Below are 24,922 nucleotides of genomic sequence, written 5' to 3' on the forward strand. Positions count from 1 at the left end.
CCAAGCGCCACCGCGCGGCGGCGCCCGGCCTGATCGGCCGATTATTCGGCGTGGGCGATGTTCACCGCGGCCATCTTGCCGCGCTTGTCCTGCTCCAGGTCATAGGTGACGCGGTCCTTCTCGCGCAGGGTGGCGAGGCCGGCGCGCTCGACGGCGCTGATGTGGACGAACGCGTCCTGGCCGCCATTGTCGGGCTCGATGAAGCCATAGCCCTTGTCGGCGTTGAAGAACTTCACGGTTCCGGTGATGCTGCTCATGATATTTCCTTCTTTCATGCGGCGGACCCATGGCGGGCACGCCGGGTCGCTAGAGGGGCAGGGAAAGAGGGAGATAGGTGCCGCAAAGCGCCGAAGACCGTCGATTTGCGACTATAGCAGCGCCCTTGTACGGCATTGCGGGCCTCCTGGCAAATCACTGGCCGTTTCGGCGGGGTCTGCCGCCGCGTCCTCCTCTTCCTCCTCGTCTTCCTCATCCTCGCTCAGCAGCTCGTAACCGGCGGCTTCCAGGACGGCGATTTCCTCGTCACTGCCCGGCGCGAAGCCGAAACGGGCGTCGCGGGCGCGGGTGGCGGCTTCCTCATAGGGGCGGGCCTCCGCTTCCAACTCCGCGGCATAGGCGGCCTCCTCGGCTTGCGTCAGGGTGCGGTCATAATCGTCGATATCGTAATAATCCCCGCTCTGGTCGCCGGTGAAGTCGGGCGGGGCGGGGTAATCGGTGCGCAATTGCTCGCGATCCTCATCCCACCAGACGCCGCGCAAACGGGTCGCGGCCTCCTCCGGCGGCAGGTCGGCGCGGTGGATATGGCGGCGAAGTTCACACCGTTCATTCCGGTCGGAAAAGGGCGAGATTCCGGGCTGCACGGGCGCGCGCTTGGCACCGGGCTGGAGCGCCAGCCGAGCGGCGATGAACAGCGCGACCGAGGCAGCGGGGGCGAGGGCGGTTGCCGCCTCCGGCGCGACGGGTTCGGGCGTCTCGGGCTGGTCGCCGCTGAGCAAGCGGGCGTCCGCCATGTCGCGGGCCATGCGCTCCATGCCGGTGCGCGGCAGGCCGATCAATTCGGATTCCTTGTCGGCTTCTTCGGCCGGGCAGATCAGGTCGAGATAGGCGGTGAAATCCTGCGCGACGACGCGGGCGAGCGCGGCGTCCGACCCTTCGGGCGGGCTGTCGGCCATGCGATCGAGCCGCGCGAGCATCGACATGGCGAGGCGATTGTCATGCCGGTGCGCGGCGGACCTCGTAATTGTCGGGATCCTTGCGGATGACCTCCTCGCTGCCCATGATCGCGCGCGACAGGAGATCGTCGGCAAGGCGGGCGCGGGCGATCAGGATCGCGGCGTCCCAGCCGAGGCGAAAGGCGGCGCCGTCATGGCGGATGCGCAGCGTATAGGCCGAGCGCGCGGTGATGCGCACCCCTTCGCAGGCGAGCATGATGACGCCGGTGGCGGCGAGTATCTCCAGGAAGCGCCGCTGGCGCGCCGGGCTCCAGCCATCGACCCGCCGTTGCGGATCGGGCGTGGGGATGGTGTCCGGCAGGGGCGGCGTGATCGGCGGAAATGCGCAGGACATGGCAAGGCCCTTTCAGGGAAAGAGGACGCGTTGCCGGGAGGGTAGGCAGAAAGACGGGGTGTAGGACAGCGGAATAGGAATTGGCCACCAATGCGCCCATAGGGGCCTGCAAAGCGCGCCTTTCTGCGTTCCGGTGCTCACGTACTTTGAGTACGCTGCGCTCCGGTACTCGAAAGATCACACTTTTCGGCTCCGTCTGGACGCTCTGGAGGCCAATTCCTGCGTAGCGGTTGCCACGGCGATCAGGAACATTGCTGGCCTTTGCGCCGGTCGATGATCGCCTGCATCCTGCGCATTACCTCTTCGTGCGGGATGCGCGGCTTGTCGCTGGTGAGGGTGGCTTCGACCTTGGCCCGGAACCATATATCATAGGCGACCGGGTCTTCCGGCCCGCGCAGGTCGGGCGGGACCAGATCGTCGTCGGAGAAGGCGTCATCCTCGGGCATCGTCGCACTATAGCAGGGCGGCGGCTTGTCTGATAGCTTGTCGGTCATGACGCTGGCAGGCTTTCCCCGTATCGCCGTCGATCCCGCCATTTGCGGCGGGCGGCCGATCGTGGCCGGAACACGGTTGCGGGTGAGCGATATATTGGAGATGCTGGCCGGTGGCGCGAGCGTGGGCGAGATTGCCTCCGATTTTCCCTATCTCAGCGAGGATGATGTGCGTGCGGCGCTGGCTTATGCCGCTGCCATGGCCGATCACCCTGTGGTGCTCGCTGCCGAATGAATTCCTGATCGAAGCGCAACTGCCACCGGCCCTGTGCCGGTGGTTCCGCGATCATTGGTCCGCCTGCATGCTTATCTAAGCATTGAGTGGTTCCCCACTTAAAGGCGTATTCCGGTCTGAAACCATGCCAGTCAAACGCGCTAAGCGCGTAGACGCGCTCGAACTTTGCTCTGTTGGGCAAAGGCAGCTTCAATCTTGGAGCAGGTATCGTCGATAGCTTCCTGAAGGGCTTCGTTAACTTCGGGGTGCTTGCGAGCGGTGCGATCACGCAAATCTTTCAGGCCTGCGAGCATGTCCATCGTGCAGCTAAGATCGTTCATCGCTCATCCCTCCATGATTCGCTCTGCGCGCTTACGTTCGAAGAACCGAGAGTTCAACTCAGCCGGGAAATAATGTTTCCGTTTTACCCATACAAAGCCCTCGGAACGGGATATCACCGCGACGTCAATCGGCCCTCCGACCGTTTCCATACCTCGGGATACACGCCGTTTAATTGACGTTAAATTTACGAGCGCTTCGGCCATGCGCGCCATCTCTGGTTTCGGCATGAACTCAACCATGTCTTCAATCTCCTCCTGAGATTGTTGACGAATGGCTTCAAAGCTATCGTTCGTTAGTCCGTCGAAAAATGCCTTCTCCGCTTCTTCTGCATCTCGAGTCAGGCTCGCTTCATCCTCCTCGCTCATTTCCAACTTTTCAAGGATTTTCTTCCTGATATTAGGCACCGCAGTTCGGCAGAAACTTGCGACATTCCGTCGGATGCCCTCATCTAGGCCATACAGGAAACGCTCCACCATTTCTTTCTGTGCAAATGGTATCACCTTAGCTTTATCACCGGAGCGATCTATGTCGACTTCATCGCTCTTCCAGTATTTTAGACGGTCTCCCACAACTCCGTAAACTTCATACGGCACAAGAGTCGGAAATAAATCATCTTTGCCAAAGCCAGCGACGATGACGCCCGTATGAGTAGGCCCTGTGCCTTTTTTTACTAAAATTAGTTGGCAAACATCAAGAATTGCAGAGTTTTTATATCGTCATTCGTATCGTCAAAAACGTCGGATATGTACGATGCGACAGTGTCTATATCGATTTGAGATAGAGAGAATTCTCCCTCTCCTACGAACATGGCATCGGGAACTCGGGATAGAGCTGAACGTAAAACTTCAATTTGTTCTTTGAGGAGAGATAGGCGTAGATCTTCGACTTTTTTACGAAAATCATCTCCGCCATTGTTTTCAACATTGAAAATTCTATTTAAAAATGCGTCGTTGGCCCGTTCCTTTGCGCGCTCTAACCAAGGTCTAATGGCCATTATTATGTAAGTTGATTTTATCGCCGCGGGCGCTTGTGTTCCCCATTCTGCTAGATATCTTAAAAATGCTTCTGCCGCAGACGTAACTCGATCAAATTTGGGGCAGTCATCTCGATATTTTTTTACTAATACAGCGATAGGAATTTGCATGAAATTCATATCGCCATTCACCATGACGCCTATTGGATCGCATAGCGATAATTCGAACAATTTGTCTGCGGAATCATATGTTTTCTGTTGGTCGCTACCAGCAGATATGGTGACGGCACTATCTGCAGCTAGAGCAACCGCAGATTTGTTCAAGATTGCGACCTCGGCTGTCATGTAATCCCCCCTTTTACGGGTAAGGAATATGTATTGAATTATAGAAAACGCAAGATATTACTCCGCCGCCACAGTCTCCAGCCCCAACAACGGCGCCAGATAGTGTCCGGTAAAGCTGCGCTTCTCCTTCACCACCTGTTCCGGCGTGCCCTGTGCGACGACTTCGCCGCCTTTCACGCCGCCTTCCGGTCCCATGTCGATGATATAATCCGCCGTCTTGATGACATCCAGATTATGCTCGATCACCACGACGCTGTTGCCCTGTTCGACCAGGGCGTGGAGGACTTCCAGCAGCTTGCGGACATCCTCGAAATGCAGGCCGGTGGTGGGTTCGTCTAGGATATACAATGTGTTGCCGGTGGCGCGGCGCGACAATTCCTTGGCGAGCTTGACGCGCTGGGCCTCGCCGCCCGACAGGGTGGTGGCCTGCTGGCCGACCTTGATATAGCCAAGGCCCACTTCGGCGAGCATCGCCATCTTGTCGCGGATCGGCGGCACGGCCTTGAAGAATTCGACCGCATCCTCGACCGTCATGTCGAGTACGTCGGCGATGCTCATCCCCTTGAACTTGACCTCCAGCGTCTCGCGATTGTAGCGGGCGCCGTGGCAGACGTCGCAGGTGACATAGACGTCGGGGAGGAAGTGCATCTCGATCTTGAGCACGCCGTCGCCCTGGCAGGCTTCGCAGCGGCCGCCCTTGACGTTGAAGGAGAAGCGGCCCGGCTTGTAGCCGCGCGCCTGTGCTTCGGGCAGGCCGGCGAACCAGTCGCGGATATTGGTGAAGGCGCCGGTGTAGGTGGCCGGGTTGGAGCGCGGGGTGCGGCCGATCGGCGACTGGTCGATGTCGATCACCTTGTCGCAATTTTCGAGGCCGGTGATCTTGTCATGCGGGCCGGCGACGATGCGGGCACCGTTGAGGGTGCGGGCGCTGGCGGCATAGAGGGTGTCGATGGTGAAGCTGGACTTGCCCGATCCCGACACGCCGGTGATGCAGGTGAAGGTGCCGAGCGGGATCGACGCGGTGACGCCGGTGAGGTTGTTGGCGCGGGCATTGTGGACGGTGAGCTTCTTGCCCGAGCCCTTGCGGCGCTTGGCCGGGACTTCGATGCGGCGGGTGCCGTTGAGATAGTCCGCGGTCAGGCTGTCCTTGTGCGCCAAGAGTTCGGGCAGGGTGCCCTGGGCGACGATGGTGCCGCCATGGACGCCGGCGCCCGGCCCCATGTCGACAATATAGTCGGCGGCGCGGATCGCATCCTCGTCATGCTCGACGACGATGACGCTGTTGCCGAGGTCGCGCAGGCGCTTGAGGGTGACGAGCAGCCGGTCATTGTCGCGCTGGTGCAGGCCGATCGAGGGTTCGTCGAGGACGTAGAGGACGCCCGAGAGGCCCGAGCCGATCTGGCTGGCGAGGCGGATGCGCTGGCTTTCGCCGCCCGACAGGGTGCCTGACGTGCGGTCGAGGTTCAGATAGTCGAGGCCGACATTGTTGAGGAAGCCGAGGCGCTCGACAATTTCCTTGAGGATGGCGCGGGCGATCTGGTTCTGCTGCTCATTGAGCGCGTCGGGCATCGCGGTGAAGAAGGCGAGCGCGTCCACCACCGAGCGGCGGGTGGAGACGGAGATGTCCTCGCCGGCGATCTTGACCGCGAGCGCCTCGGGCTTGAGGCGCGCGCCGTGGCAGGTCTCGCAGGGCATGGCGGTCTGGTACTTGCTTAGTTCCTCGCGCATCCAGGCGCTTTCGGTCTGGAGCAGGCGGCGGTTGAGGTTGCCGATCACGCCCTCGAACGGCTTCTTGACCTCATAGCTCTTCTTGCCGTCGACGAAGCGCAGGGTGACGGGCTTGCCGCCGGTGCCGTGGAGGATGATGAGCTTCACTTCGCCCGGCAGCTCGGCCCAGGGGGTGTCGAGGCTGAAGCCGAATTCCTTGGCGAGGGAGCCCAAGACCTGCATATAGTAGGGGCTGGGCGGGTTGGACTTGGCCCAGGGGACGACGGCGCCCTTCTTGAGCGAAAGGGCTTCGTTGGGGACGACCAGTTCGGGGTCGAACTCCTGCCGCTCGCCCAGGCCGTCGCAGGCCGGGCAGGCGCCCATGGGGGCGTTGAAGGAGAAGAGGCGCGGTTCTATCTCGGGAATGGTGAAGCCGCTGACCGGGCAGGCGAATTTCTCGGAAAAGACGATGCGGTTGGCGGGGATGCCGGCATTCTTCATCTTGCCCGCGGACTGGGCTTCATCCTCGCGGCCGGGGACGACGCCCTCGGCCAGGTCGACGAAGGCGAGACCGTCGGCGAGTTTGAGCGCCTGCTCGAAACTGTCGGCGAGGCGGGTGGCCATGTCGGCATTGACCGCCAGGCGATCGACCACGACCTCGATGTCATGCTTGTATTTCTTGTCGAGGGCGGGGGCATCTTCGATCAGATACAACTCGCCGTCGATGCGGACGCGGGTGTAGCCCGCCTTCTGCCACTCGGCCAGTTCCTTGCGATATTCGCCCTTGCGGCCGCGCACCACGGGGGCGAGCAGGTAGAAACGGGTGCCTTCGGGCAGGAGCATGACGCGGTCGACCATCTGGCTGACGGTCTGGGCGCTGATCGGCTCGCCGGTGGCGGGCGAATAGGGGATGCCGACGCGCGCCCAGAGCAGGCGCATATAGTCGTATATCTCGGTGACGGTCGCGACCGTGGAGCGCGGGTTGCGGCTGGTGGTCTTCTGCTCGATCGAGATGGCGGGGGAGAGGCCCTCGATATGCTCGACATCGGGCTTCTGCATCATCTCCAGGAACTGGCGCGCATAGGCGGAGAGCGACTCCACATAGCGGCGCTGCCCCTCGGCATAGATGGTGTCGAAGGCGAGGGAGGATTTGCCCGAGCCCGACAGGCCGGTGATGACGATCAGGCTGTCGCGGGGCAGATCGACATCCACGCCCTTGAGATTATGCTCGCGCGCGCCGCGTACGGAGATGTGGGTCAGACTCATGGGGGCGTTGTTCCAGATTTGTTCCGTGGGGGCAAGGGGGCGTTGCCCGGCGGGAGGCAAGATAGGAAGGGGGAGCGGCCAGGGGAAGATGGCTGGGCGTGGACGATGGCGCGCTGCGCCGGCCGGAGGGCGTTTCTGGTTCGGCTGCGGGCGCGTCTCGGCCTGTCTCGGGGTTTCCATGGATGGCCGCGGCTATGGGATCGCACGTAGAAACGGGGCATGACCTATTGGTGGCTCCATTGGCATGCGGGCGTCCTGAGCGTGGCGGGCAGCGTCGCGGGCATGACATTGCCGACGACGGGGGCCATGGCCCAGAGCGAGACGCCCGCGGGGCGGATCATCTTCCTGGGCTGGACCGAGGGCAAGGACCATTCGGTGTGGCTGTCCGGCGTCGATCCGGGCGAGTTTTTCGTCGTCTTTCCCGAGACCGGGGAGCGGGTGGACAGTTGGACCCAGCCCGATACCGGACTGCACCTGACGGTATCGCCCATCGTGCGGGAAAATGGCGGCACCCATAATCTGTTCGCCCATATTCGCACCGAATATGCGGAATATGACAATTTCGTCGATTCCGCCGACCAGCATCCGGGTGGCATCAATTTCCCCGATCACTGGAACCGGCCCGACCCGGAACTGCCCGATCTGATCACGCCGGAATTGCGGCCGAACCCGGATACGGTGACGCCGGGCCTGCGCCCCTTGCCGGATACGGTAACGCCGGGGTTGCGCCCCAATCCGGATTTGATCACGCCCGGCCTGCGGCCCTTGCCCGAGACCGTGACGCCGGAACTGCGCCCGAACCCCGATACAGTGACGCCGGGGCTGCGGCCTGATCCGGATACGGTGACGCCGGAGCTGCGCCCGAACCCCGACACGGTAACGCCGGGTCTGCGGCCTGATCCGGATACGGTGACGCCCGAACTGCACCCCGATCCCGAAATCGTCACGCCCGAACTGCGGCCGGTGCCCGTTCCCATCACGCCGGAGGCGCGACCAGACCCCGATACGGTGACACCGGAAGTCCGCCCGGACCCTGATACGCCAACACCCGAAATACGGCCTGACCCGGATACGGTGACGCCGGGTCTGCGACCTGATCCGGATACGGTGACGCCGGGCTTGCGTCCTGATCCGGACACGGTGACGCCGGGGCTGCGTCCTGACCCGGACACGGTGACGCCGGGCTTGCGTCCTGATCCGGACACGGTGACGCCGGGCTTGCGGCCTGATCCGGATACGGTGACACCGGGCTTGCGTCCTGACCCGGACACGGTGACGCCGGGCCTGCGCCCTGATCCTGACACGGTGACGCCGGGCTTGCGGCCTGATCCGGATACGGTGACGCCGGGTCTGCGTCCTGATCCGGATACGGTGACGCCGGGTCTGCGTCCTGACCCGGACACGGTGACGCCGGGTCTGCGGCCTGATCCGGATACGGTGACGCCGGGGCTGCGTCCTGATCCGGATACGGTGACGCCGGGTCTGCGTCCTGATCCTGATACGGTGACGCCGGGCTTGCGTCCTGATCCTGACACGGTGACACCGGGACTGCGACCTGATCCGAATACGGTGACGCCGGGCCTGCGGCCTGACCCGGACACGGTGACGCCGGGTCTGCGTCCTGATCCGGACACGGTGACGCCGGGCTTGCGGCCTGATCCGGACACGGTGACGCCGGGTCTGCGTCCTGATCCGGACACGGTGACGCCGGGTCTGCGGCCTGACCCGGATACGGTGACACCGGGCCTGCGGCCTGATCCCGATACGGTGACGCCGGGGCTGCGGCCTGATCCGGATACGGTAACGCCGGGTCTGCGGCCTGACCCGGATACGGTGACGCCGGGCTTGCGGCCTGATCCGGATACGGTGACGCCGGGTTTGCGGCCTGATCCGGACACGGTGACGCCGGGTCTGCGTCCTGGTCCGGGAACGGTGACGCCAGGGTTGCAGCCCGACCCGGACACGGTGACACCGGGCTTGCGGCCTGATCCGGATACGGTGACGCCGGGCCTGCGCCCTGATCCGGATACGGTGACGCCGGGTCTGCGGCCTGACCCGGATACGGTGACGCCGGGTCTGCGGCCTGACCCGGATACGGTGACGCCGGGCTTGCGACCTGATCCGGATACGGTGACGCCGGGCCTGCGCCCTGATCCGGATACGGTGACGCCGGGTCTGCGGCCTGACCCGGATACGGTGACGCCGGGTCTGCGGCCTGACCCGGATACGGTGACGCCGGGCTTGCGACCTGACCCGGATACGGTGACGCCGGGCCTGCGTCCTGATCCGGATACGGTGACGCCGGGTCTGCGGCCTGACCCGGATACGGTGACGCCGGGACTGCGGCCCGATCCTGACACGGTGACGCCGGGTCTGCGGCCTGACCCGGATACGGTGACGCCGGGACTGCGGCCCGATCCTGACACGGTGACGCCGGGTCTGCGGCCTGATCCGGATACGGTGACGCCGGGCTTGCGTCCTGGCCCGGACGTGGGCGGGCCGACCGTGCGGCCGTTGCAGCGGCCGCGCCCCGAGACGCTGCCGCCGATCGCGCCGACCGGTGTCGCGCCGGGCCGCGATGAGCGGCGCCCAATGCTGATGACTGCCGATGAAGTCTGCCGGGCCGGGCGTGAAGGCCGGCTGCGGGGCGATCCGCAACTGGTCGAGAAGGCCTGCCGGATTGCGGCCAATGCCCGCCGGCGCTGGACCGCCTGGGGGGAATGGAGCTATTCGACGCTGAAGGATGACCGTTCCGGCGCCCGGACCAGGGGCAGCGCTAACCAGTATAATATTGGCCTCGATCGCTGGATCGACAAGCGCACCGTTGCCGGCCTGGCCATCCAGTTCGGCAATTCGGATTATAAATCCTTCAATGGCGGCATGCGCCAGCAGGCCGATTCCATCACGGTGAAGCCATACATGGTGCATCGGATGGCAGATTCGGACGTGGTGCTGGATGCCAGCATCGGCTTCAATTTCGGCGAATATGAACAGCATGTGCTGATGCTGTCGGGCAAGCATGACAGCTTCACCCTGTCGGGCACGGTCGGGATGAGCGCGCAGCGCCCGCTGGGCAGCTTCCTGCTGCGGCCCCGCCTGTCGTGGAGCTATGCCAGCATCTGGCACGATAATTATGTGCTGCAGGGGCAGGTGGGCAATATCGACCTGCGCGTGCTGCAGGGCGATGCGCGCTATGATTATGGCGCGGTGGCGACGTCGCTGGAGATCAGCCGGCCATTCCGATCGGATGACATGGTCATCACCCCCTATGTCGAGGGTGGCGTCGATTTTGCCTATCTGCGCCCCAATGGCGGCCGTGTCCTGGGGCCGGACCTGCGCCTGATCGCGACCACGCCGGCGACCGGATCGGTCCGGTTCGGCACGCGTATCCAGTTGCGCGGCAATGTCGCGCTGATCGGATCGGGCGAATATTACGGGATCGGATCGGGCGGCCTGTCGAGCTGGCAGTGGCGGGGGAATCTGTCCTTCCGCTTCTAGCGCGGCGGGACGGGGGCGAGCGGAGCGCAGGCGAGGGGGCGGACTGACTGTCGCGCCGCTGATGGCGCGTATCGGCGCAAAAACACTGGTCAAGCCTGTTCGGGTGCGGCACAGGCGAGGGGCATGAGCCTGCCCGATCCTTCCACCTTCATTGCCGAGGGCGCTTCCGCTGCGGTCTATCGGCTGGAGGGGGGCAAGGTGCTCAAGCTGTTTCACGACGGCGTCGATGCCGGGATCATCGCCCGCGAACATGCGACGGCGCAGGCGATCCAGGCGACCGGGCTGCCCGTGCCGCGCGTGTTCGGGCGCGCGGAGGCTGGCGGGCGGCAGGGCATCATCTATAGCGAGATAGAGGGGCCGAACCTGCTCCATCATATCGTCCGCCATCCCCATCGGATCGGCTGGGCGATGGGCGCGATGGCGGCGTTGCAGCGGGCCATCCATGGGCATGACCTGCCCGCGCTGCGCAGCCGCAAGGCGATATTGGCCGAGGATATCGAGATGGCGCCGATCGGCGATCGGCTGCGTGCGGCGGCGATCGACCGGCTGGATCAGTTGATCGAGGGTGACCGGCTGTCGCATGGCGACCTGCATCCGGCCAATCTGATCGTCAGCGGCGACGGGCTGGCGGTGATCGACTGGTCCAAGGCGGCGCGATCGGCCCCGGCGGCCGATGTGGTGCGCAGCGAGATGCTGATGCGGTTCGGGCCGGGGCAGTCGGGCGGCCGGCTGGAGGGCATGCTGCGCGATGCGACGACGGCCTATTATGTCGGGCGCTATCGCAAGCTGGCGGGGATGGAGCCGGATGCGCTCAATGCCTGGCGGGGGCTGGTGGGGCTGGCCTGGCTGCGGCATCGGCTGCCGGGGCGGGACGCGGCCTTTGCCGCCTATCTGACCGATGCGTTGCGCCGCGCCGGACTGCCGCCGCTGGAAGGCTGATGTCGTTGGTGGATGGCGGTGGGCGGTTCGTCCGCGTCCGATGCCGCCCGGCGGATGCTGTGCCCCGGTTATCGAAGCGGCGTGCGCAGCATCGGTCCTGTCGCTATTCTGACATCGAAACAGGCCAGAGAGCAGCGCGTTAAGCGACGGTTCACGGCCGATGGTGCCGTGTTGACGGTAACAGTTGAGACAAGATCTGGAGTGCCCGACAGCATCCGGATACGCCCCCGGCATTCCCTTGCGCCGGGGGCGTTTTCATGTCCGCTTTCCTTGAATCTCCGTAATTTCCCTTAGGGAATAGGCTGTCGTTTCGCAGACGAATGCCATTCGTCCGGTCGTTCGTCCCCGCAAATCCGCTCTTGGTCGATGGATCGGTCGTTGGCCGATGACGAGGGGTGCCGGTCGAAGCGGACGGGCGGCGAGAGGGCCGGGCGCGTACACAGGATGGGCGAACGGGATATGGCGCAACGCCCCCACAAGACCCCCGCCGAACCGTTCGCATCCGGCGCGTCGACGCCCCCTGACGACGCAGGCCGGATGCCATGACAGTTTTGAGGAGACACGCCATGTTCGCCACCGCCAAGATCATCACTGCCCTGAGTGCTGCCGCCGCCCTGCTGGCCGGTTCCGGCATCGCTTCGGCCGAGGAGTTCACGTCCAACGGCCGCACCACCGAGGTCCGCTTCGGTGACCTGGACCTCACGCGCCACGCCGACCAGCAGGAACTGCGCACCCGCATCTCCCGTGCGGCCAGCCGGGTCTGCTTCAGCACCGACATCAACACCATGAGCGCGTGCCGCGCGGCGGCGATCGCCCAGGTCGAGGCGCCGATCGCGACCGCCATCGCCCGCGCCCAGACCAACGAACGCTATGCCGATGCCAAGGATGCCCGGCCTGTCGTCGGCAACTGACGCCCATCATCCCGCCAAGGGAGGGAGAGGGCCTGGCGCGAGCCGGGCCCTTTTTTGCGTGGGAAAAGGCCCGTCGCCCCGGCCATTCTCGGTATTTCTCCCGATGGCGGAGCCCCGGATTTGCGACGATCAGAAGGGACAGGTTCAAGGGGAAATTGGTCATGCGCGCGCGTCTTCCCGGCACTTCGCCCGTCATCATGGCAATGCTGATGGCCGGGGGGCTGTGTGTGCCCGATGTCTGGGCGCAGAGCACGGAATCGCTCTACGAACCGCTCGGCCATCATAGCGGCGGCGACGTGCATGCGGTGGACGAGACGCCGAGCTATGTCGTCCCCGATTTCGCGCCGGCCAAGCCCGCCGACCCGAACAAGGAACTGCCCTTCTTCAAGATCCGCCTAGGCCTGTCGCTGATCGGCGACTGGACCGATTTCAGCCAGGACGCGGTCAATGAAAGCCAGATCGGCCGGCAGGAGAATGAGTTTCAGGTGCGATCGGCGCGGCTCAGCCTGATCGGATCGGTCGGTGGCGACTATCGGGTGAGCTATCAGGTCAGCGGCGAATATAAGGGGTTCGACACCAACCCCGAGCAGAAATGGAAGCTGACCGACGCGTCGCTGACCTTTCCGCTGGGCAGCCGCACCAAGATGACGCTGGGCAAGACCAAGGAGACATTCTCGTACGAAATGGTCGGGGATTCGGCGAACCTGCCGCATAGCGAGCGCGTGCTGACGCCCTTTTTCACGTCGCGCAATTTCGGCGTCCGCTTCGTCCAGGTGCTGGGCGCGAACAAGGCGGCGACCTTTTCGGCGGGGGCCTACAAGGATAGCTGGGATTTCGGCAGCTCGACCGATCGTGGCTGGGACTATTCGGCGCGCATGACCGGGCTGATCTGGGACGTGCCGGACCGCAACGAGTTCCTGCATGTCGGCGTGGCCTATCGCCATGCGGCGGCGGACGGCACGATCCGCTATAGCGGCCGGGCGGAAACCAATGTCGGCGATGTCGCGATCGACACCGGGAAATTCGCGGCGCAGAGCAGCGACGGCTTTGCCGGCGAGGCGCTGCTGAATGTCGGGCCGGTGTCGTTCCTGGGCGAATATATATTGAACCGGACCAATTCGCGCGAATTTCGCGATCCGGTCTTCCATGGCTGGTATGTCACCGGCAGCTGGATATTGACCGGTGAGACCCGGCCCTATGACCGCAATGTCGGCTACGCCCGGCGCGTCATCCCCAAGGGCCGCTGGGGCGCGCCCGAACTGGTGGCGCGCTATTCGGAAATGGACCTGGACGATAATGGCATCGAGGGTGGCCGCTTCAAGAAGACGATGTTGGGGCTCAATTGGTGGGCGACGACGCGCTGGAAATTCGGCGCGACCTGGGGCCATACCTGGCTCGACCGGTTCGGCGAGCGCGGCGAGAGCGACACGGTGCTGACCCGTATCCAGTGGATCTATTGAGCGCGGAAGAGCGTGTCTGTTTTGGAAAATGCGCGGAAGGGCGCATTTTCAGTTCGGCACCGGCCCGCACCCCCACCCGACCGCCCAGGCATTCTACCCTGATGGGTGGTCGGGTGGAGGTGCGGACCCGTCAGGACATTCCTAAAAGAACACTCAGCGCCTGATTAGCGTCCCGTCATCGCCCGCGCATTGGCGAGATAGGTGCGGCCGATGCGGATTTCATTGCCGTCGGCCAGCGCCGCGAACCAGACGCCGCTGCCGTCGTGGCGCAGTCGCGCGATATGCGGGCGGCGGACGATGTGCGAGCGGTGCAGGCGGACGAACGCCTGCGGATCGAGCCGTTCCTCCAGCGAACTGATGGTCTGGTGCAGCAAATAGCTATGGGCGCCGACATGGAGGCGCATATAGTCGCGCTCCGCCTCGATCCGGTCGATCTGGTCGGCGGCGATGCGGACCAGTTCGGAGCGGTGCGGCACCCAGAATTCCTCAGCCCATTCGGGCGCAGGTTCGGCCGGGGCGAGGGGGGCGTCCTCCTCGCCATCGCGGCTGCGCAGCGCCTGTTCGACCCGGTCGACCGCACGGGTCAGGCGGTCATGGGCGACGGGCTTGAGCAGATAATCGACCGCGGCAAGATCGAACGCCTCGACCGCGAAGCTTTCGAAGGCGGTGACGAAGATGATCGCCGGGCGGATGCCCATCTGGCTGATCGCGCGGGCGACGCCGATGCCGTCGAGCAGCGGCATGGCGATGTCGAGCAGCAGCAGGTCGGGCTTGAGCCCTTCGACCAGGCGCAACGCCGCCTCGCCATCATTGGCGGTGCCGACCAGCGCGATGCGCGGTTCGCGCGCGCACAACATCTGCAATCGCTCGACCGCGAGCGGCTCATCATCGACGATCATGGTGCGGATGGACATGGGCGTCAGCACCCCCGGCGGTTGAGCGGAAGGAAGAGATTGACGGCAAAGCCGCCATCGGCCTGTGGACCATAGTCGATCCGGCCCTGATCGCCAAAGCGGGCGGACAGGCGGTCCCGCACATTGGCGAGGCCGATGCCACTGCCGCCATCGCCGGGGCTGGGCGGCTTGTCGCCATTGTCGGCGACGGTGAGGTGCAGCAGGCCATGCTCCTCGCGCGCGCGGATGGTGATGGCGACCGGGCTGGAGGTGCGCGAGACGCCATATTTGATCGCATTTTCGACCAAGGGCTGGAGGATCAGGCCCGGCACGCAGGCGGTCAGCAGGTCGGCGGGAATGTCGATCCGGGTGGCCAGCCGGTCGGGGAAGCGCACCGCCTCGATATCCAGATAGAGTTTCTGGAGATGGACTTCCTCTTCCAGTTGCACGTCATCGAGCGGATCGCCGGTGAGGCTGGTGCGGTAGAAATTGGAGAGCGACATGATCATCTGTTCGGCCTCGTCGCGCCGGTCCTTCATCACCAGGGACGAGAGCGAGTTCAGCGTGTTGAACAGGAAATGCGGGTTCACCTGATAGCGCAGCGAGCGCAGTTCGGCCTGCTGCGCGGCGCGTTCGAGGCGCGCGGCGCGGCGTTCGGTGCGATGCGCCTCGCTGGCATAGGAGAGGCCGAGATAGAGGCCGGCCCAGGCAGACAGGAAGAAATAGCGGCTGACGGCGTCATCGACGATATAGATCAGCGCATGGGACTGGGCCTCATATTTCTGCTGGTCCATGTCGGGAAACATGCCCATCGGGTCATAGATGTTGAAGACATAATAGTTGGCAACCGCCATCGCGAGCGCGAAGGGCGCGGCGAGCGAAAAGGCGGCGACGATGCGGACCGCCAGCGGCTTTGCATCGAACCGGCGTATCGCCAGATAGAGAATCCAGGTCACGATGATGCCGATCAATGTCACCACGGCGCGGCGGGCGGCCATTTCGCCCTGATAGTCGAAGCCCACAACCAGGGCCCGCACGCTGATGAGGATCGCGTAGAAGAACCAGAAGCCGATGATGGAATAGAGGGCGGCGGTCGGCGAAACGCCGCGCGGCCCCTCTTCGGTGGGAAGTGTCATGGATGATATCTACGCCAGCTTGCCGGCGCTGTCGCCCCCTGCGCGCGATGCTGGTCGAAGCGGCTTGGCGGTTGGTCGAAGCGGCGGCGTGGGGCACTGGCGGGGAACCGGCGCTGGCTCCTGTCGGTTGATCCAGCAGGAGAAAAGGAGACGCGCAGATGAGCGATACGAAGCGCGAGAGCGAGAAGAAGCTGGACGAGGCGCTGGAAGACAGCATGGACGCGTCGGACCCGCCCGCGACCAGCCGGCCGGACGATGACGGCGAACCGGTGCCGTCTTCGGGGTTTCCCGAAAAGCCCCGGCCCGAAAAGCCCGAGCGCTGACCGATAGCGGACCGCGAAAATCCATGTTATTCCAGTCGGGCAAGCGCGGCCCCGACCGCCATCAGGCGGCAGGCCGGCTTCCCGCGCGAGAGGAGCAGACGACGATGCCGACTTCCACCACCCCCGCGATCGAACGCATTGCCCGCGTGCTGGCCGGGCGCCAGCTCAGCCTGAATGGCGGCGGCCAGGATCCCCATGCGGCGGGCGCGGTGGATGCGGCCTGGCCCGACCATGTCGACGATGCCTATGCGATATTGCACACGCTGCGCGAGCCCGATGCCGACATGGCGCGGGCCGGCGACGTGGCGGTGTGGCGCAGCATGATCGGCGCGGTGCTGGAGCGGCGTGCGGGCTGAACCGGCGACACGCGAAATATTAACCCGGTCATGGCAGGGAGCGCGCAGGAGACTGCGCCATGTACCATATCGAATTTCGCCATGATCTGAACCTGCTGGACATCAAATGGTCCAAGCTGTTCACTGCGGAGGAAGTCGCGGCCTATGCCCGCGAGTGCAAGGCCCGCTTCCTGGCCGAGGGGTTCAAGCCGGGCTATCTGCTGCGCATGGACATGAGCGCCAGCAGCGCCCAGCCGCAGGAGGCGGTCGCGTCCTTCCGCGCGAATCTGGGCGATTTTCCCAAGGCCCGGCGGATCGCCATCATCACCGGCAGCGCGATCACCCGGTTGCAGGTGAAGCGCGAAATGACGCAGCCCTATCTGCGGATCTTCGATGATGCGACGGCGGGGCTGGCCTGGCTGCTGGCACCCGAAGCGGTTGAAGCGGAGGCATAATCCTCCATCCGTCGCATTTCACAAAAATATCATGTTGCACTGCAAAACGAAATCTGGTCCCTTGTGACAATCGGTGGGACAGGTGCCCGTTAAGCCTTTGCTAACCATGTGAGGCGCATGTTCTGCTGATCGACTTCAAGTCGGAGGGCATGAGCAATGGGCACGAGTGCAAGACCGGCGGACGGGGCCATTACCCTGGCGGAATTGCGGGAATTCGCCAGTTTCCCGTCGGCCACGCAAAGATATATTCGCAGATCGCTGGACATCGGGCTGCATCGCCGCGACGCGATGAAGCTATGGTCGCGCGACATGGTCGAGGAAGCCAGCATCCGCGCCCAGGCGCGCATCTATGGCCGGCTGGACGAGATCAAGGCGCATGTTCCCGACGATAGCGGGCTGGACCAGGTGGAGCCGTTCATGGCGCCGCTGGTGACGGTGTCCGCCTTCGACCTGGGGCAGGACCGTCTGGCGAGCTTCTCGGCCTATCGCTTCCTCTATGAGCGGCTGCTGGGGGCGGGGGCGCGGCCCTGGCTGCCGGGCGCCTTCTGCGCGGCGGCGAGCCTGCCGCATCTTCACCCGGAAAAGCGCCGGCTGCTGTTGCAGTCGATCAGCGAGGCGGCCGCCACGGCGGTCGGCTGGTCCAACCGCGAGCCGACCTTCTACCCCGAATGGGTCGAGAAGGTGGACCTGTCCAAGGCCAACTGATCCGGCCTGATCCTGCCGGCGCCCCTGGGGAGGGCGCGGGCGGGATGACGGCTTGGTTGCTGGTCTGGCGCCGTTCGGCCTGTCCTTCCTCCGCCTTCTTCACGGCGCCGCGCGCATGAACCGCGCGGCGCTCGACCGTCCTCCATCATCTCTTGCTCTCGAAGAACAGGAAAATCACAGCCTTCACCGGGTGGGATTTGGGTGGGAAGCTGGCCACCTGTTTCACAGCGTCATCCCCGCGCAGGCGGGGATCCATCTCACCAGCTTCGGACCAGATGCGAGGTCAGGAGATGGATTCCCGCCTGCGCGGGAATGACGGATTTGGGTGGTTTCCTGCCATTCCACTAACGTCATGCTGAACTTGTTTCAGCATCTATCAGGCCCAACAAGCCATTGGTCTGCTGGGAGGAATGGACCCTGAAACAAGTTCAGGGTGACGATGATGGTGAGGACAGCTTATGGTCGCAAACCTGCCAATCGTCACGGGCGTCATCCTGAAGGAGGTCAGGATCCATTGTGCACTACGCCAGATAGGGAGTGCTGAATGGATCCCGGATCAAGTCCGGGATGACGGATATGCCAAGGTCAGCTTTTGGGAGAAGCCGTCGAGTAAGTGGAGGGCGCTCTTTCTGGGCGTGAGCCATCAAGGCTTCATGGCGGGAGACGGGGGGGGGCGTCCCGCTGCAAAAGGCCAGAGGCGGGGCCTGGAGATCACGAAGGTCAGGCTGATCGACATGCGCTCGCGGATCGGTGCTGGATGCGGCTCGGCATGGTTCCGGTCCTGGCCGGCAGGCGGATTGTGCAGGCAAAGAAAAAGGGGCTGCGCGGCGGCAGCCCCTCCATGATCCCGATCGGGCCGGTCCTCAGCGGATCGGCGAGTCCGGCGACAGGCGCATGTCGAGATAATTGTCGACCGACTTCATCAGCTGGTCCAGCTCATGCTCGAAGAAGTGGTTGGCCCCCTTGATCTCGTCATGATGGATGGTGATGCCCTTCTGGGTGCGCAGCTTGTCGACCAGCTTCTGCACCGCGCTGGCGGTCACCACTTCGTCCGCCGTGCCCTGGACGATGATGCCCGACGAGGGGCAGGGCGCCAGGAACGAGAAATCATACATGTTGGCCGGCGGCGCGACCGAGATGAAGCCGCGGATTTCCGGGCGGCGCATCAGCAGCTGCATGCCGATCCAGGCGCCAAAGGAGAAACCGGCGATCCAGGTGGTCTGCGCTTCGGGGTGGAAGCTCTGCACCCAGTCGAGCGCCGCTGCGGCATCGCTGAGTTCGCCAATGCCATTGTCGAACGTGCCCTGGCTGCGGCCGACGCCACGGAAGTTGAAGCGCAGCACGGCAAAGCCACGCTTCACGAAGGTCTTGTAGAGTGCCTGGGTGATGCGGTCGTTCATCGTGCCGCCGCCCTGCGGATGCGGGTGCAGGATCATGGCGACCGGCGCGCGCGGGCGGGGCGGGGGGCTGAAGCGGCCTTCGAGGCGACCTTCGGGTCCGGGGAAAATGACGTCGGGCATGGCACCTGTTATGGTCTGGGCTGCCACGGGGCAGCGGGGAAAGGGTCCGTGCGCGCGCCGGGGCTTGGCCATATGGCCTTCACGCTGGCGCAGCGCGGCAATCCGCCTATATAGATGCCGCCGCCATTTCCGCAATCAATGAGTAGTTCCGCTTGGCCGCCGACCGCCTTTATCTCGATCATGCCGCGACCACCCCGATGCTGCCGCAGGCGCAGGCCGCGATGGTCGCCGCGATGGCGGGCTGGGCCAACCCGTCCAGCCCGCACAGCGACGGGCGCGCGGCGCGGGCGATGCTGGAGGATGCGCGGCGGCGGATCGCGGCGGCGCTGGGATGGGATGGCCATGTCCTGTTCACCTCCGGCGCGAGCGAGGCGATCGCCATCGCGCTGACCCGCGCCAAGGCGGCGCGAATCGTCACCTCGCTGGTCGAGCATGATGCGGTGCTGCGCGTGACCAAGGATGCCGAGCGGCTGGCGGTGGATGGCGATGGCCGGGTGCTGTTGCCGGAACTGGCGGCGGGCAGTCTGGTCGCGATCCAGCATGTGAACAACGAGACGGGCGTGATCCAGCCGCTGACGGATTTCCGGCGCGCGGGGTTGCTGCTGTTTGCCGATTGCGCCCAGAGTGCGGGCAAGCTGGCCCTGCCCGAGGCCGACATGATCGCGATCAGCGCGCACAAGTTCGGCGGGCCGCCGGGGATCGGCGCGCTGCTGATCCGCGACCTGGCGCTGGTCGAGCCCAGCGGCGGGCAGGAACAGGGCTATCGCGCCGGCACCGAAAATCTGCCGGCGATCATGGCGATGGCGGCGGCGCTGGAGGCACGGGGCGAATGGATGCCGGTGGCCGCCGCGCTGCGGGCACGGCTGGACGCCGGGATCGAGGCGGCGGGCGGGCAGATCGTCGCGCGCGACGCGCCGCGTTTGCCGGCGATCGCTAGCTATCGCATGCCCGGCCTGTCGGCGCGGGCGCAGCTGATCCAGTTCGACCTTGCCGGCATGTCCGTGTCGGCGGGCAGCGCCTGTTCGTCCGGATCGCTCAAGACCAGCCATGTGCTGGGCGCGATGGGCTGGGACGCGGCGGCGGCGGGCGAAGTGGTGCGGGTGAGTTTCGGCCCGCAGACCAGCGCGGGCGATGTCGATCGCTTCCTAGCCACATGGACCGCCATGGCGGAGCGGGCGGGCCGGTGATCTATCTCGACTATCAGGCGACGACGCCGCTGGCGCCCGAAGCTTTCGAGACGATGGTGCCGCTGCTGCGCGACCAGTTCGCCAATCCGCACAGCGCGCATCGCGCCGGGCGCATGGTCGCCGCGCAGGTGGAACTGGCGCGCGATGCGATCGGCCAGTTGCTGCCGCCGGGCGGAAAGCTGCTCTTCACCTCCGGCGCGACCGAGGCGCTGAACATCGCGATCCAGGGCGCGCCGGCGGGCGGCATCGTCACCATCGCGACCGAACATGCCGCCGTGCTGGATACGGTGGCGGCGATGCGGCGGATGGGGCGGGCGGTGACAGTCCTGCCGGTGGATGGCGACGGGCTGGTCGATCTGGCTGCGGCGGCGCGGGCGATCGTGTCGGGGGTGGCGCTGGTCGTCGCGATGCTGGTCAATAACGAGATCGGCGTGATCCAGCCGGTCGGCGCGCTGGCGGAACTGGCCCATGGCGCGGGCGCGCTGTTCCTGTGCGACGCGGTGCAGGGCTATGGCCGTGTGCCGATCCCCGACCCGTGCGACATGGTGGCGATCAGCGCGCACAAGATCCATGGGCCAAAAGGCATCGGCGCGCTGTGGCTGCGCGACGGGGTGAAGATCGACCCGCTGATCCATGGCGGCGGGCAGGAAGGCGGGCTGCGGTCGGGCACCTTGTCGCCCGCCTTGTGCGCGGGCTTTGGCGTGGCGGCGCGCCTGATGCGGGAGCAGGCGGAGGCCGATCAAGCGCATTTGGCGGCGCTGTCTGCGCAGGCGCGCGCGCTGTTTGCCGACTGGACGCTGAACGGCAGCGCCGACGCGCGTTATCCCGGCAATCTCAACATTCGTCGCGCCGGGATCGACGGCGCGCGATTGTTGTCCGATTGCCGCAATGTGTCTTTTTCGCTCGGCAGCGCTTGCGCGAGCGGGGCCGGGCGGCCTAGCCATGTGCTGCGCGCCTTGGGTCTTTCAGACAGTCAGGCGCGCGGATCGGTGCGGATCGGCTTTGGCCGATACACGACACCGGCCGAACTGGAGGAGGCTGCGAAGGTGATTAACGGGGCGGCGACCGCACAAGCGGCGCCGTGAGCAGGGAGCATCGCATAGCATGACCATGGTCACCTTCATCAGCGCCGACGGCGAAAATCGACTGGAGGTCGATGCGCCTGCCGGGTCCGTCCTGCTGGAGGTTGCACAGGCGGCGGGTCAGCCGCTGGAAGGAACATGCGAAGGGCAGATGGCCTGTTCGACCTGTCATGTCATCGTCGATGCCGCCGATTTCGACCGCCTGCCGCGCGCGAGCGAGGATGAGGAGGATATGCTGGACCTGGCCGCTGCGGCGACCCGCACCAGCCGCCTGGCCTGCCAGATCATTCTGTCCGAGCAACTGGACGCGCTGACTGTCCGTATCCCTGGCGAATTCAACAATATGCAAGGTATGTAAGCCATGGCGCTGCGCAAATCCCTCTCGCTCGCGGCGCTGACCGCCTGTCTCGTCGTGGCCTTGCCGCTGTCGGCCGCGCCCAAGAAGAAGGCGCCGGCCAAGAAGGCCGAAGAGGTGCCGACCCTGCCGACATTGATGCCGCCCGCACCACGCTATCTGGTGCCGCAATCCGCGCTCACCTCCGTCCGCAATCCCAAGGAGATCGAGGAGGAGACAGGCGGGCGCATGGGCATCGCGCTGGTCGATCGCGACGGTGCGCTGATCCTGGGCTTCAACCGCGATGATCGCTTTGCCATGTGCTCGACCTTCAAGGCGCCGCTGGCCGCTGCCGTGCTGATCGGTGCGCAGGGCGGCAAGTTCGGGCTGGAGGGGGAGATACCCTTCACCAAGGACGATATTCTCGATTACGCGCCGGTGGTGAAGAAGAACAAGAAGCGCGGCCGCATGTCGATGGCCGAGCTGGCCGAGGCGGCGGTCGAGGTGAGCGACAACAGTGCCGCCAACCTGTTGCTGCCGATGCTGGGCGGGCCGGAGGGGCTGACCTCCTTCATCCGCGCCCATGGCGACAAGATCACGCGGCTCGATCGCATCGAGCCGGACCTCAACGAGAATGTCGCCGGCGATCCGCGCGACACGACCAGTCCGGCGGCGATGGCGGGGCTGATGGGACGGTTGTTGTTCCGCGACATGGCTGCGGCCGATGCCGACAGGCTGCGCGGCTGGCTCAATGCCAGCACCACCGGCGACAAAAGGATCAAGGCGGGCCTGCCCGAAGGCTGGACGTCGGGCAGCAAGACCGGCAGTTGCGGCACCGCCTATAATGACGTCGCGCTGGTGAAGTCGCCGGCCGGCGAGGAATATATATTGGCCATCTATCTCGACCGGCCGACCGTGGACGACAAGAAGGCCGAGGCGGCGATCGCCGAGGCCGCCCATTCGGCGCTGGAATTCGTCAGCAAGGCGCAGAAGAGCGGGCTGAACTAGGCTTATGGCATGGCAAGGGCATGGAAGCCCTTGCCTTCCTGTCATGAGTTCGCCATATGCCCGGCCGGGAGTCGGGCGGACGTAGTCGTCGCCAACCTGGTCAGGTCCTGACGGAAGCAGCCACAACGATTTTTCTGCGGGTCGTTCCGGCTCCCACCTTTCCACGCAGCCTTGTCACCATTGGGGTCCCTTCGGGATCGTGGCCCAGCGCACGGCGACGGCGCGCAAAGCGCTTCCACCGCCAACGATCAGGCTTTAGGAAACAGGCATGTCCGATTCCCCTCAGCCCTATCGCGTGCTTGCGCGCAAATATCGTCCGCGCAACTTTCGCGAGCTGATCGGGCAGGACGCCATGGTCCAGACGCTGGGCAATGCGATCCGGCGCGGCCGCCTCGCCCATGCCTTTCTGATGACCGGCGTGCGCGGGGTCGGCAAGACGTCGACCGCGCGGCTGATCGCCAAGGCGCTGAACTGCATCGGCCCGGATGGGCAGGGCGGGCCGACGATCGACCCGTGCGGCGTGTGCGAACCCTGCATGGCGATCGCCGAGGGCCGGCATATCGACGTGGTCGAGATGGACGCCGCCAGCCATACCGGCGTCGACGACGTGCGCGAGATCATCGAGGCGGTGCGCTATGCCGCCGTGTCGGCGCGCTACAAGATCTACATCATCGACGAAGTCCATATGCTTTCGAAGAACGCGTTCAACGCGCTTCTGAAGACTTTGGAGGAGCCGCCGGCCCATGTGAAATTCCTGTTCGCCACGACCGAGGTGAACAAGGTGCCGGTGACGGTGCTGTCGCGCTGCCAGCGGTTCGACCTGCGCCGCATCCCGGCCGAGATGCTGGCCGGCCATTTCGCCCATGTGGTCGAGGCCGAACAGGTCGCGGCCGAGCCGGATGCGCTATCGCTGATCGCGCAGGCGGCCGAAGGCTCCGCGCGTGACGGCCTGTCGATCCTGGACCAGGCGATCGCCCATGCCGAAATGGGCGAGGGCGAGCCGATGGTTACGGCCGCGCAGGTGCGCGAGATGCTGGGCCTGTCGGATCGCGGCTCGACGCGCCGGCTGCTCGGCCTGCTGCTGGAAGGCGATACCGCCGCGCTGCTGGGCGGGGTGCGCGATCAATATGCGCTGGGGGTCGAGCCGCTGTCGCTGATGCGCGGCCTGCTGGAGCTGGTGCATGCGGTCACGCTGGTGAAGGCCGGGCGCGACATTGCAACGCCGGGCCAGTCCGACGAGGAGCGCGGCGCGCTGGCCGACTGGGCATCGCAGATCGGCTTCGGCCCGCTGCATCGGCTGTGGCAGCTGATGCTCAAGGGCCATGACGAGGTGGCGACCGCCGCCCTGCCGATCGAGGCGTGCGAGATGGCGCTGCTGCGCGTGATGCATGCCGCGACCATGCCCGATCCCAGCGACCTTGCCCGGATGCTGCAGGGCGGGGTGCCGATGACCGCGCCGGCGCTGCCGGGCCAGGCGCCCGCCGCCGCCGCGCCCGCGCCGGAACCCGCGTCCAGCCTGCCTGCCACATTCGAGGATCTGATCGAGGCCTTCTGGCAGAAGAGCAAGGGGCATCTGGCGCAGGAAATGCATGATTGCGTGGGGATCATCCGCTATGATCCGCCAATGCTGGAGTATCGCGGCACGGCCAGCCTGTCGCCCGACTTTGCCACCCGGATCATCCCGGCGCTGCGCGAGGTGACCGGCGTTGCCTGGACGGTGACGCAGGGCGAGGGGGAGGCCAAGCCGACCCTGCTGGCCAATGAACAGCGCCAGCTGGCCGACAGCCGCGCCGCAATTTTGGAAACCCCGGTGGTCAAGGCGGCAATGGACGCCTTCCCCGATGCCGAGCTGGTCCATTCGGATGAGCCGGAACAATGGAGTGCTGAAGCATGAAGGATCTGAACGAAATATTGGGGATGGCCAGCCGCGTGCAGGAAGAGCTGCAGCGCGCGCAGGACAATCTCGACAAGCTGGAAGTCGAGGGCGCGGCCGGTGGCGGCCTGGTCAAGGTGAAGGCATCGGCCAAGGGCCGCATCCTGGGCGTGTCGATCGACGACAGCCTGCTGGCGCCGTCGGAAAAGCAGATGCTGGAAGACCTTATCACCGCCGCGTTCAACGATGCGCGCAAGAAGGCGGACGAGGTCAGCAACACCGAAATGGGCAAGATGACCGCCGGCCTGCCGCTGCCGCCGGGCTTCAAGCTGCCGTTCTGAGCCGGCGCGCATTGCCGT

The 24,922-nt window shown here is 65.1% G+C and carries 24 protein-coding genes, 1 other RNA gene and 1 pseudogene; 16 read left to right on the forward strand and 10 right to left on the reverse strand.

Annotated features, from left to right (window positions below; all coding sequences use genetic code 11):
• Positions 1-41: 41 nt before the first annotated feature.
• The 3 genes and pseudogenes from E5554_RS11490 to E5554_RS11500 all read right to left on the reverse strand — a co-directional run bounded on the left by E5554_RS11490 (position 42) and on the right by E5554_RS11500 (position 2,060).
• Entirely contained in the window at positions 42-257 is a 216-nt protein-coding gene (locus tag E5554_RS11490) for a cold-shock protein (RefSeq protein ID WP_136186859.1), read from the reverse strand.
• Positions 258-368: 111 nt separating this feature from the next.
• Positions 369-1,566 (reverse strand): annotated as a pseudogene (locus E5554_RS11495) (hypothetical protein).
• Positions 1,567-1,808: 242 nt separating this feature from the next.
• Positions 1,809-2,060, reverse strand: coding sequence for an addiction module antitoxin (locus E5554_RS11500; RefSeq protein ID WP_348769749.1), 252 nt, complete (start codon positions 2,058-2,060; stop codon positions 1,809-1,811).
• On the opposite strand from E5554_RS11500, the gene E5554_RS11505 reads away from it, so the two are divergent.
• A complete protein-coding gene (locus E5554_RS11505; protein ID WP_210729820.1) occupies positions 2,059-2,292 on the forward strand; it encodes a DUF433 domain-containing protein in 234 nt (77 codons plus the stop codon). The genes E5554_RS11500 and E5554_RS11505 overlap by 2 nt on opposite strands.
• A gap of 140 nt (positions 2,293-2,432) precedes the next feature.
• Here the strand turns inward: E5554_RS11505 and E5554_RS11510 are convergent, their stop codons facing one another.
• The 4 genes from E5554_RS11510 to uvrA form a co-directional block, all read right to left on the reverse strand.
• Positions 2,433-2,612 (reverse strand): hypothetical protein, encoded by a 180-nt coding sequence (locus E5554_RS11510; protein ID WP_099233843.1) that lies wholly within the window; start codon positions 2,610-2,612, stop codon positions 2,433-2,435.
• Between the two features lie 3 nt (positions 2,613-2,615).
• Positions 2,616-3,182, reverse strand: coding sequence for a hypothetical protein (locus tag E5554_RS11515; protein WP_168708702.1), 567 nt, complete (start codon positions 3,180-3,182; stop codon positions 2,616-2,618).
• Between the two features lie 107 nt (positions 3,183-3,289).
• Complete coding sequence (locus E5554_RS11520) at positions 3,290-3,931, reverse strand: hypothetical protein (RefSeq protein WP_136186861.1); 642 nt, start codon at positions 3,929-3,931, stop codon at positions 3,290-3,292.
• Positions 3,932-3,988: 57 nt separating this feature from the next.
• On the reverse strand, positions 3,989-6,904 hold the full coding sequence (uvrA, locus tag E5554_RS11525; protein ID WP_136186862.1) for an excinuclease ABC subunit UvrA: 2,916 nt from the start codon (positions 6,902-6,904) through the stop codon (positions 3,989-3,991).
• A 219-nt stretch (positions 6,905-7,123) separates the two neighbouring features.
• On the opposite strand from uvrA, the gene E5554_RS11530 reads away from it, so the two are divergent.
• The 4 genes from E5554_RS11530 (at position 7,124) to E5554_RS11545 (ending at position 13,712) form a co-directional block, all read left to right on the forward strand.
• On the forward strand, positions 7,124-10,402 hold the full coding sequence (locus E5554_RS11530) for an autotransporter domain-containing protein (protein ID WP_136186863.1): 3,279 nt from the start codon (positions 7,124-7,126) through the stop codon (positions 10,400-10,402).
• Between the two features lie 123 nt (positions 10,403-10,525).
• Positions 10,526-11,341 (forward strand): aminoglycoside phosphotransferase family protein, encoded by an 816-nt coding sequence (locus E5554_RS11535; RefSeq protein WP_136186864.1) that lies wholly within the window; start codon positions 10,526-10,528, stop codon positions 11,339-11,341.
• 566 nt (positions 11,342-11,907) lie between these two features.
• Positions 11,908-12,252 (forward strand): UrcA family protein, encoded by a 345-nt coding sequence (locus E5554_RS11540; RefSeq protein WP_004207717.1) that lies wholly within the window; start codon positions 11,908-11,910, stop codon positions 12,250-12,252.
• 161 nt (positions 12,253-12,413) lie between these two features.
• Positions 12,414-13,712 (forward strand): porin, encoded by a 1,299-nt coding sequence (locus E5554_RS11545; RefSeq protein ID WP_247594433.1) that lies wholly within the window; start codon positions 12,414-12,416, stop codon positions 13,710-13,712.
• Between the two features lie 164 nt (positions 13,713-13,876).
• Here E5554_RS11545 and E5554_RS11550 read toward each other — a convergent pair whose 3' ends face one another.
• Both E5554_RS11550 and E5554_RS11555 read right to left on the reverse strand, forming a co-directional pair.
• On the reverse strand, positions 13,877-14,626 hold the full coding sequence (locus E5554_RS11550; protein WP_136186866.1) for a LytTR family DNA-binding domain-containing protein: 750 nt from the start codon (positions 14,624-14,626) through the stop codon (positions 13,877-13,879).
• Positions 14,627-14,631: 5 nt separating this feature from the next.
• Complete coding sequence (locus E5554_RS11555) at positions 14,632-15,741, reverse strand: histidine kinase (protein WP_069338686.1); 1,110 nt, start codon at positions 15,739-15,741, stop codon at positions 14,632-14,634.
• A 158-nt stretch (positions 15,742-15,899) separates the two neighbouring features.
• Here E5554_RS11555 and E5554_RS23040 point away from each other — a divergent pair, with 158 nt between their 5' ends.
• From E5554_RS23040 to E5554_RS11570, 4 genes are all read left to right on the forward strand, one after another.
• Positions 15,900-16,064, forward strand: coding sequence for a hypothetical protein (locus E5554_RS23040; protein WP_164522474.1), 165 nt, complete (start codon positions 15,900-15,902; stop codon positions 16,062-16,064).
• A 104-nt stretch (positions 16,065-16,168) separates the two neighbouring features.
• Positions 16,169-16,420, forward strand: a complete 252-nt coding sequence (locus E5554_RS11560) for a hypothetical protein (RefSeq protein ID WP_004207712.1) — start codon at positions 16,169-16,171, stop codon at positions 16,418-16,420.
• A gap of 59 nt (positions 16,421-16,479) precedes the next feature.
• A complete protein-coding gene (locus tag E5554_RS11565) occupies positions 16,480-16,854 on the forward strand; it encodes an STAS/SEC14 domain-containing protein (RefSeq protein ID WP_136186867.1) in 375 nt (124 codons plus the stop codon).
• A gap of 156 nt (positions 16,855-17,010) precedes the next feature.
• On the forward strand, positions 17,011-17,559 hold the full coding sequence (locus tag E5554_RS11570; RefSeq protein ID WP_004207710.1) for a hypothetical protein: 549 nt from the start codon (positions 17,011-17,013) through the stop codon (positions 17,557-17,559).
• Positions 17,560-18,422: 863 nt separating this feature from the next.
• On the opposite strand, the gene E5554_RS11580 is transcribed toward E5554_RS11570, so the two are convergent.
• Positions 18,423-19,079, reverse strand: a complete 657-nt coding sequence (locus E5554_RS11580) for an alpha/beta hydrolase (RefSeq protein WP_004207708.1) — start codon at positions 19,077-19,079, stop codon at positions 18,423-18,425.
• A 152-nt stretch (positions 19,080-19,231) separates the two neighbouring features.
• Between E5554_RS11580 and E5554_RS11585 the strand changes: the two genes are divergently transcribed.
• The 7 genes from E5554_RS11585 (at position 19,232) to E5554_RS11615 (ending at position 24,904) form a co-directional block, all read left to right on the forward strand.
• The gene (locus E5554_RS11585; RefSeq protein WP_136186868.1) at positions 19,232-20,266 is read left to right on the forward strand and encodes an aminotransferase class V-fold PLP-dependent enzyme; all 1,035 of its coding nucleotides are present in this window, start codon (positions 19,232-19,234) and stop codon (positions 20,264-20,266) included.
• Positions 20,233-21,351, forward strand: a complete 1,119-nt coding sequence (locus tag E5554_RS11590; RefSeq protein ID WP_136186869.1) for a cysteine desulfurase family protein — start codon at positions 20,233-20,235, stop codon at positions 21,349-21,351. Before E5554_RS11585 ends, E5554_RS11590 begins: the two co-directional genes overlap by 34 nt.
• A 19-nt stretch (positions 21,352-21,370) precedes the next feature.
• On the forward strand, positions 21,371-21,706 hold the full coding sequence (locus E5554_RS11595; RefSeq protein ID WP_010337134.1) for a 2Fe-2S iron-sulfur cluster-binding protein: 336 nt from the start codon (positions 21,371-21,373) through the stop codon (positions 21,704-21,706).
• A 3-nt stretch (positions 21,707-21,709) separates the two neighbouring features.
• Positions 21,710-22,690, forward strand: coding sequence for an SGM family class A beta-lactamase (gene blaSGM, locus E5554_RS11600; RefSeq protein WP_136186870.1), 981 nt, complete (start codon positions 21,710-21,712; stop codon positions 22,688-22,690).
• Between the two features lie 63 nt (positions 22,691-22,753).
• An RNA gene (gene ffs, locus E5554_RS11605) (signal recognition particle sRNA small type) lies at positions 22,754-22,851 on the forward strand.
• Between the two features lie 107 nt (positions 22,852-22,958).
• Complete coding sequence (locus E5554_RS11610) at positions 22,959-24,584, forward strand: DNA polymerase III subunit gamma/tau (RefSeq protein ID WP_136186871.1); 1,626 nt, start codon at positions 22,959-22,961, stop codon at positions 24,582-24,584.
• Positions 24,581-24,904 (forward strand): YbaB/EbfC family nucleoid-associated protein, encoded by a 324-nt coding sequence (locus tag E5554_RS11615; RefSeq protein WP_004207701.1) that lies wholly within the window; start codon positions 24,581-24,583, stop codon positions 24,902-24,904. The genes E5554_RS11610 and E5554_RS11615 overlap by 4 nt, the downstream gene beginning before the upstream one ends.
• Positions 24,905-24,922 lie beyond the last annotated feature (18 nt).

This window comes from Sphingobium sp. PAMC28499, assembly GCF_004795815.1.
In the GTDB taxonomy this organism is placed as follows: domain Bacteria; phylum Pseudomonadota; class Alphaproteobacteria; order Sphingomonadales; family Sphingomonadaceae; genus Sphingobium; species Sphingobium yanoikuyae.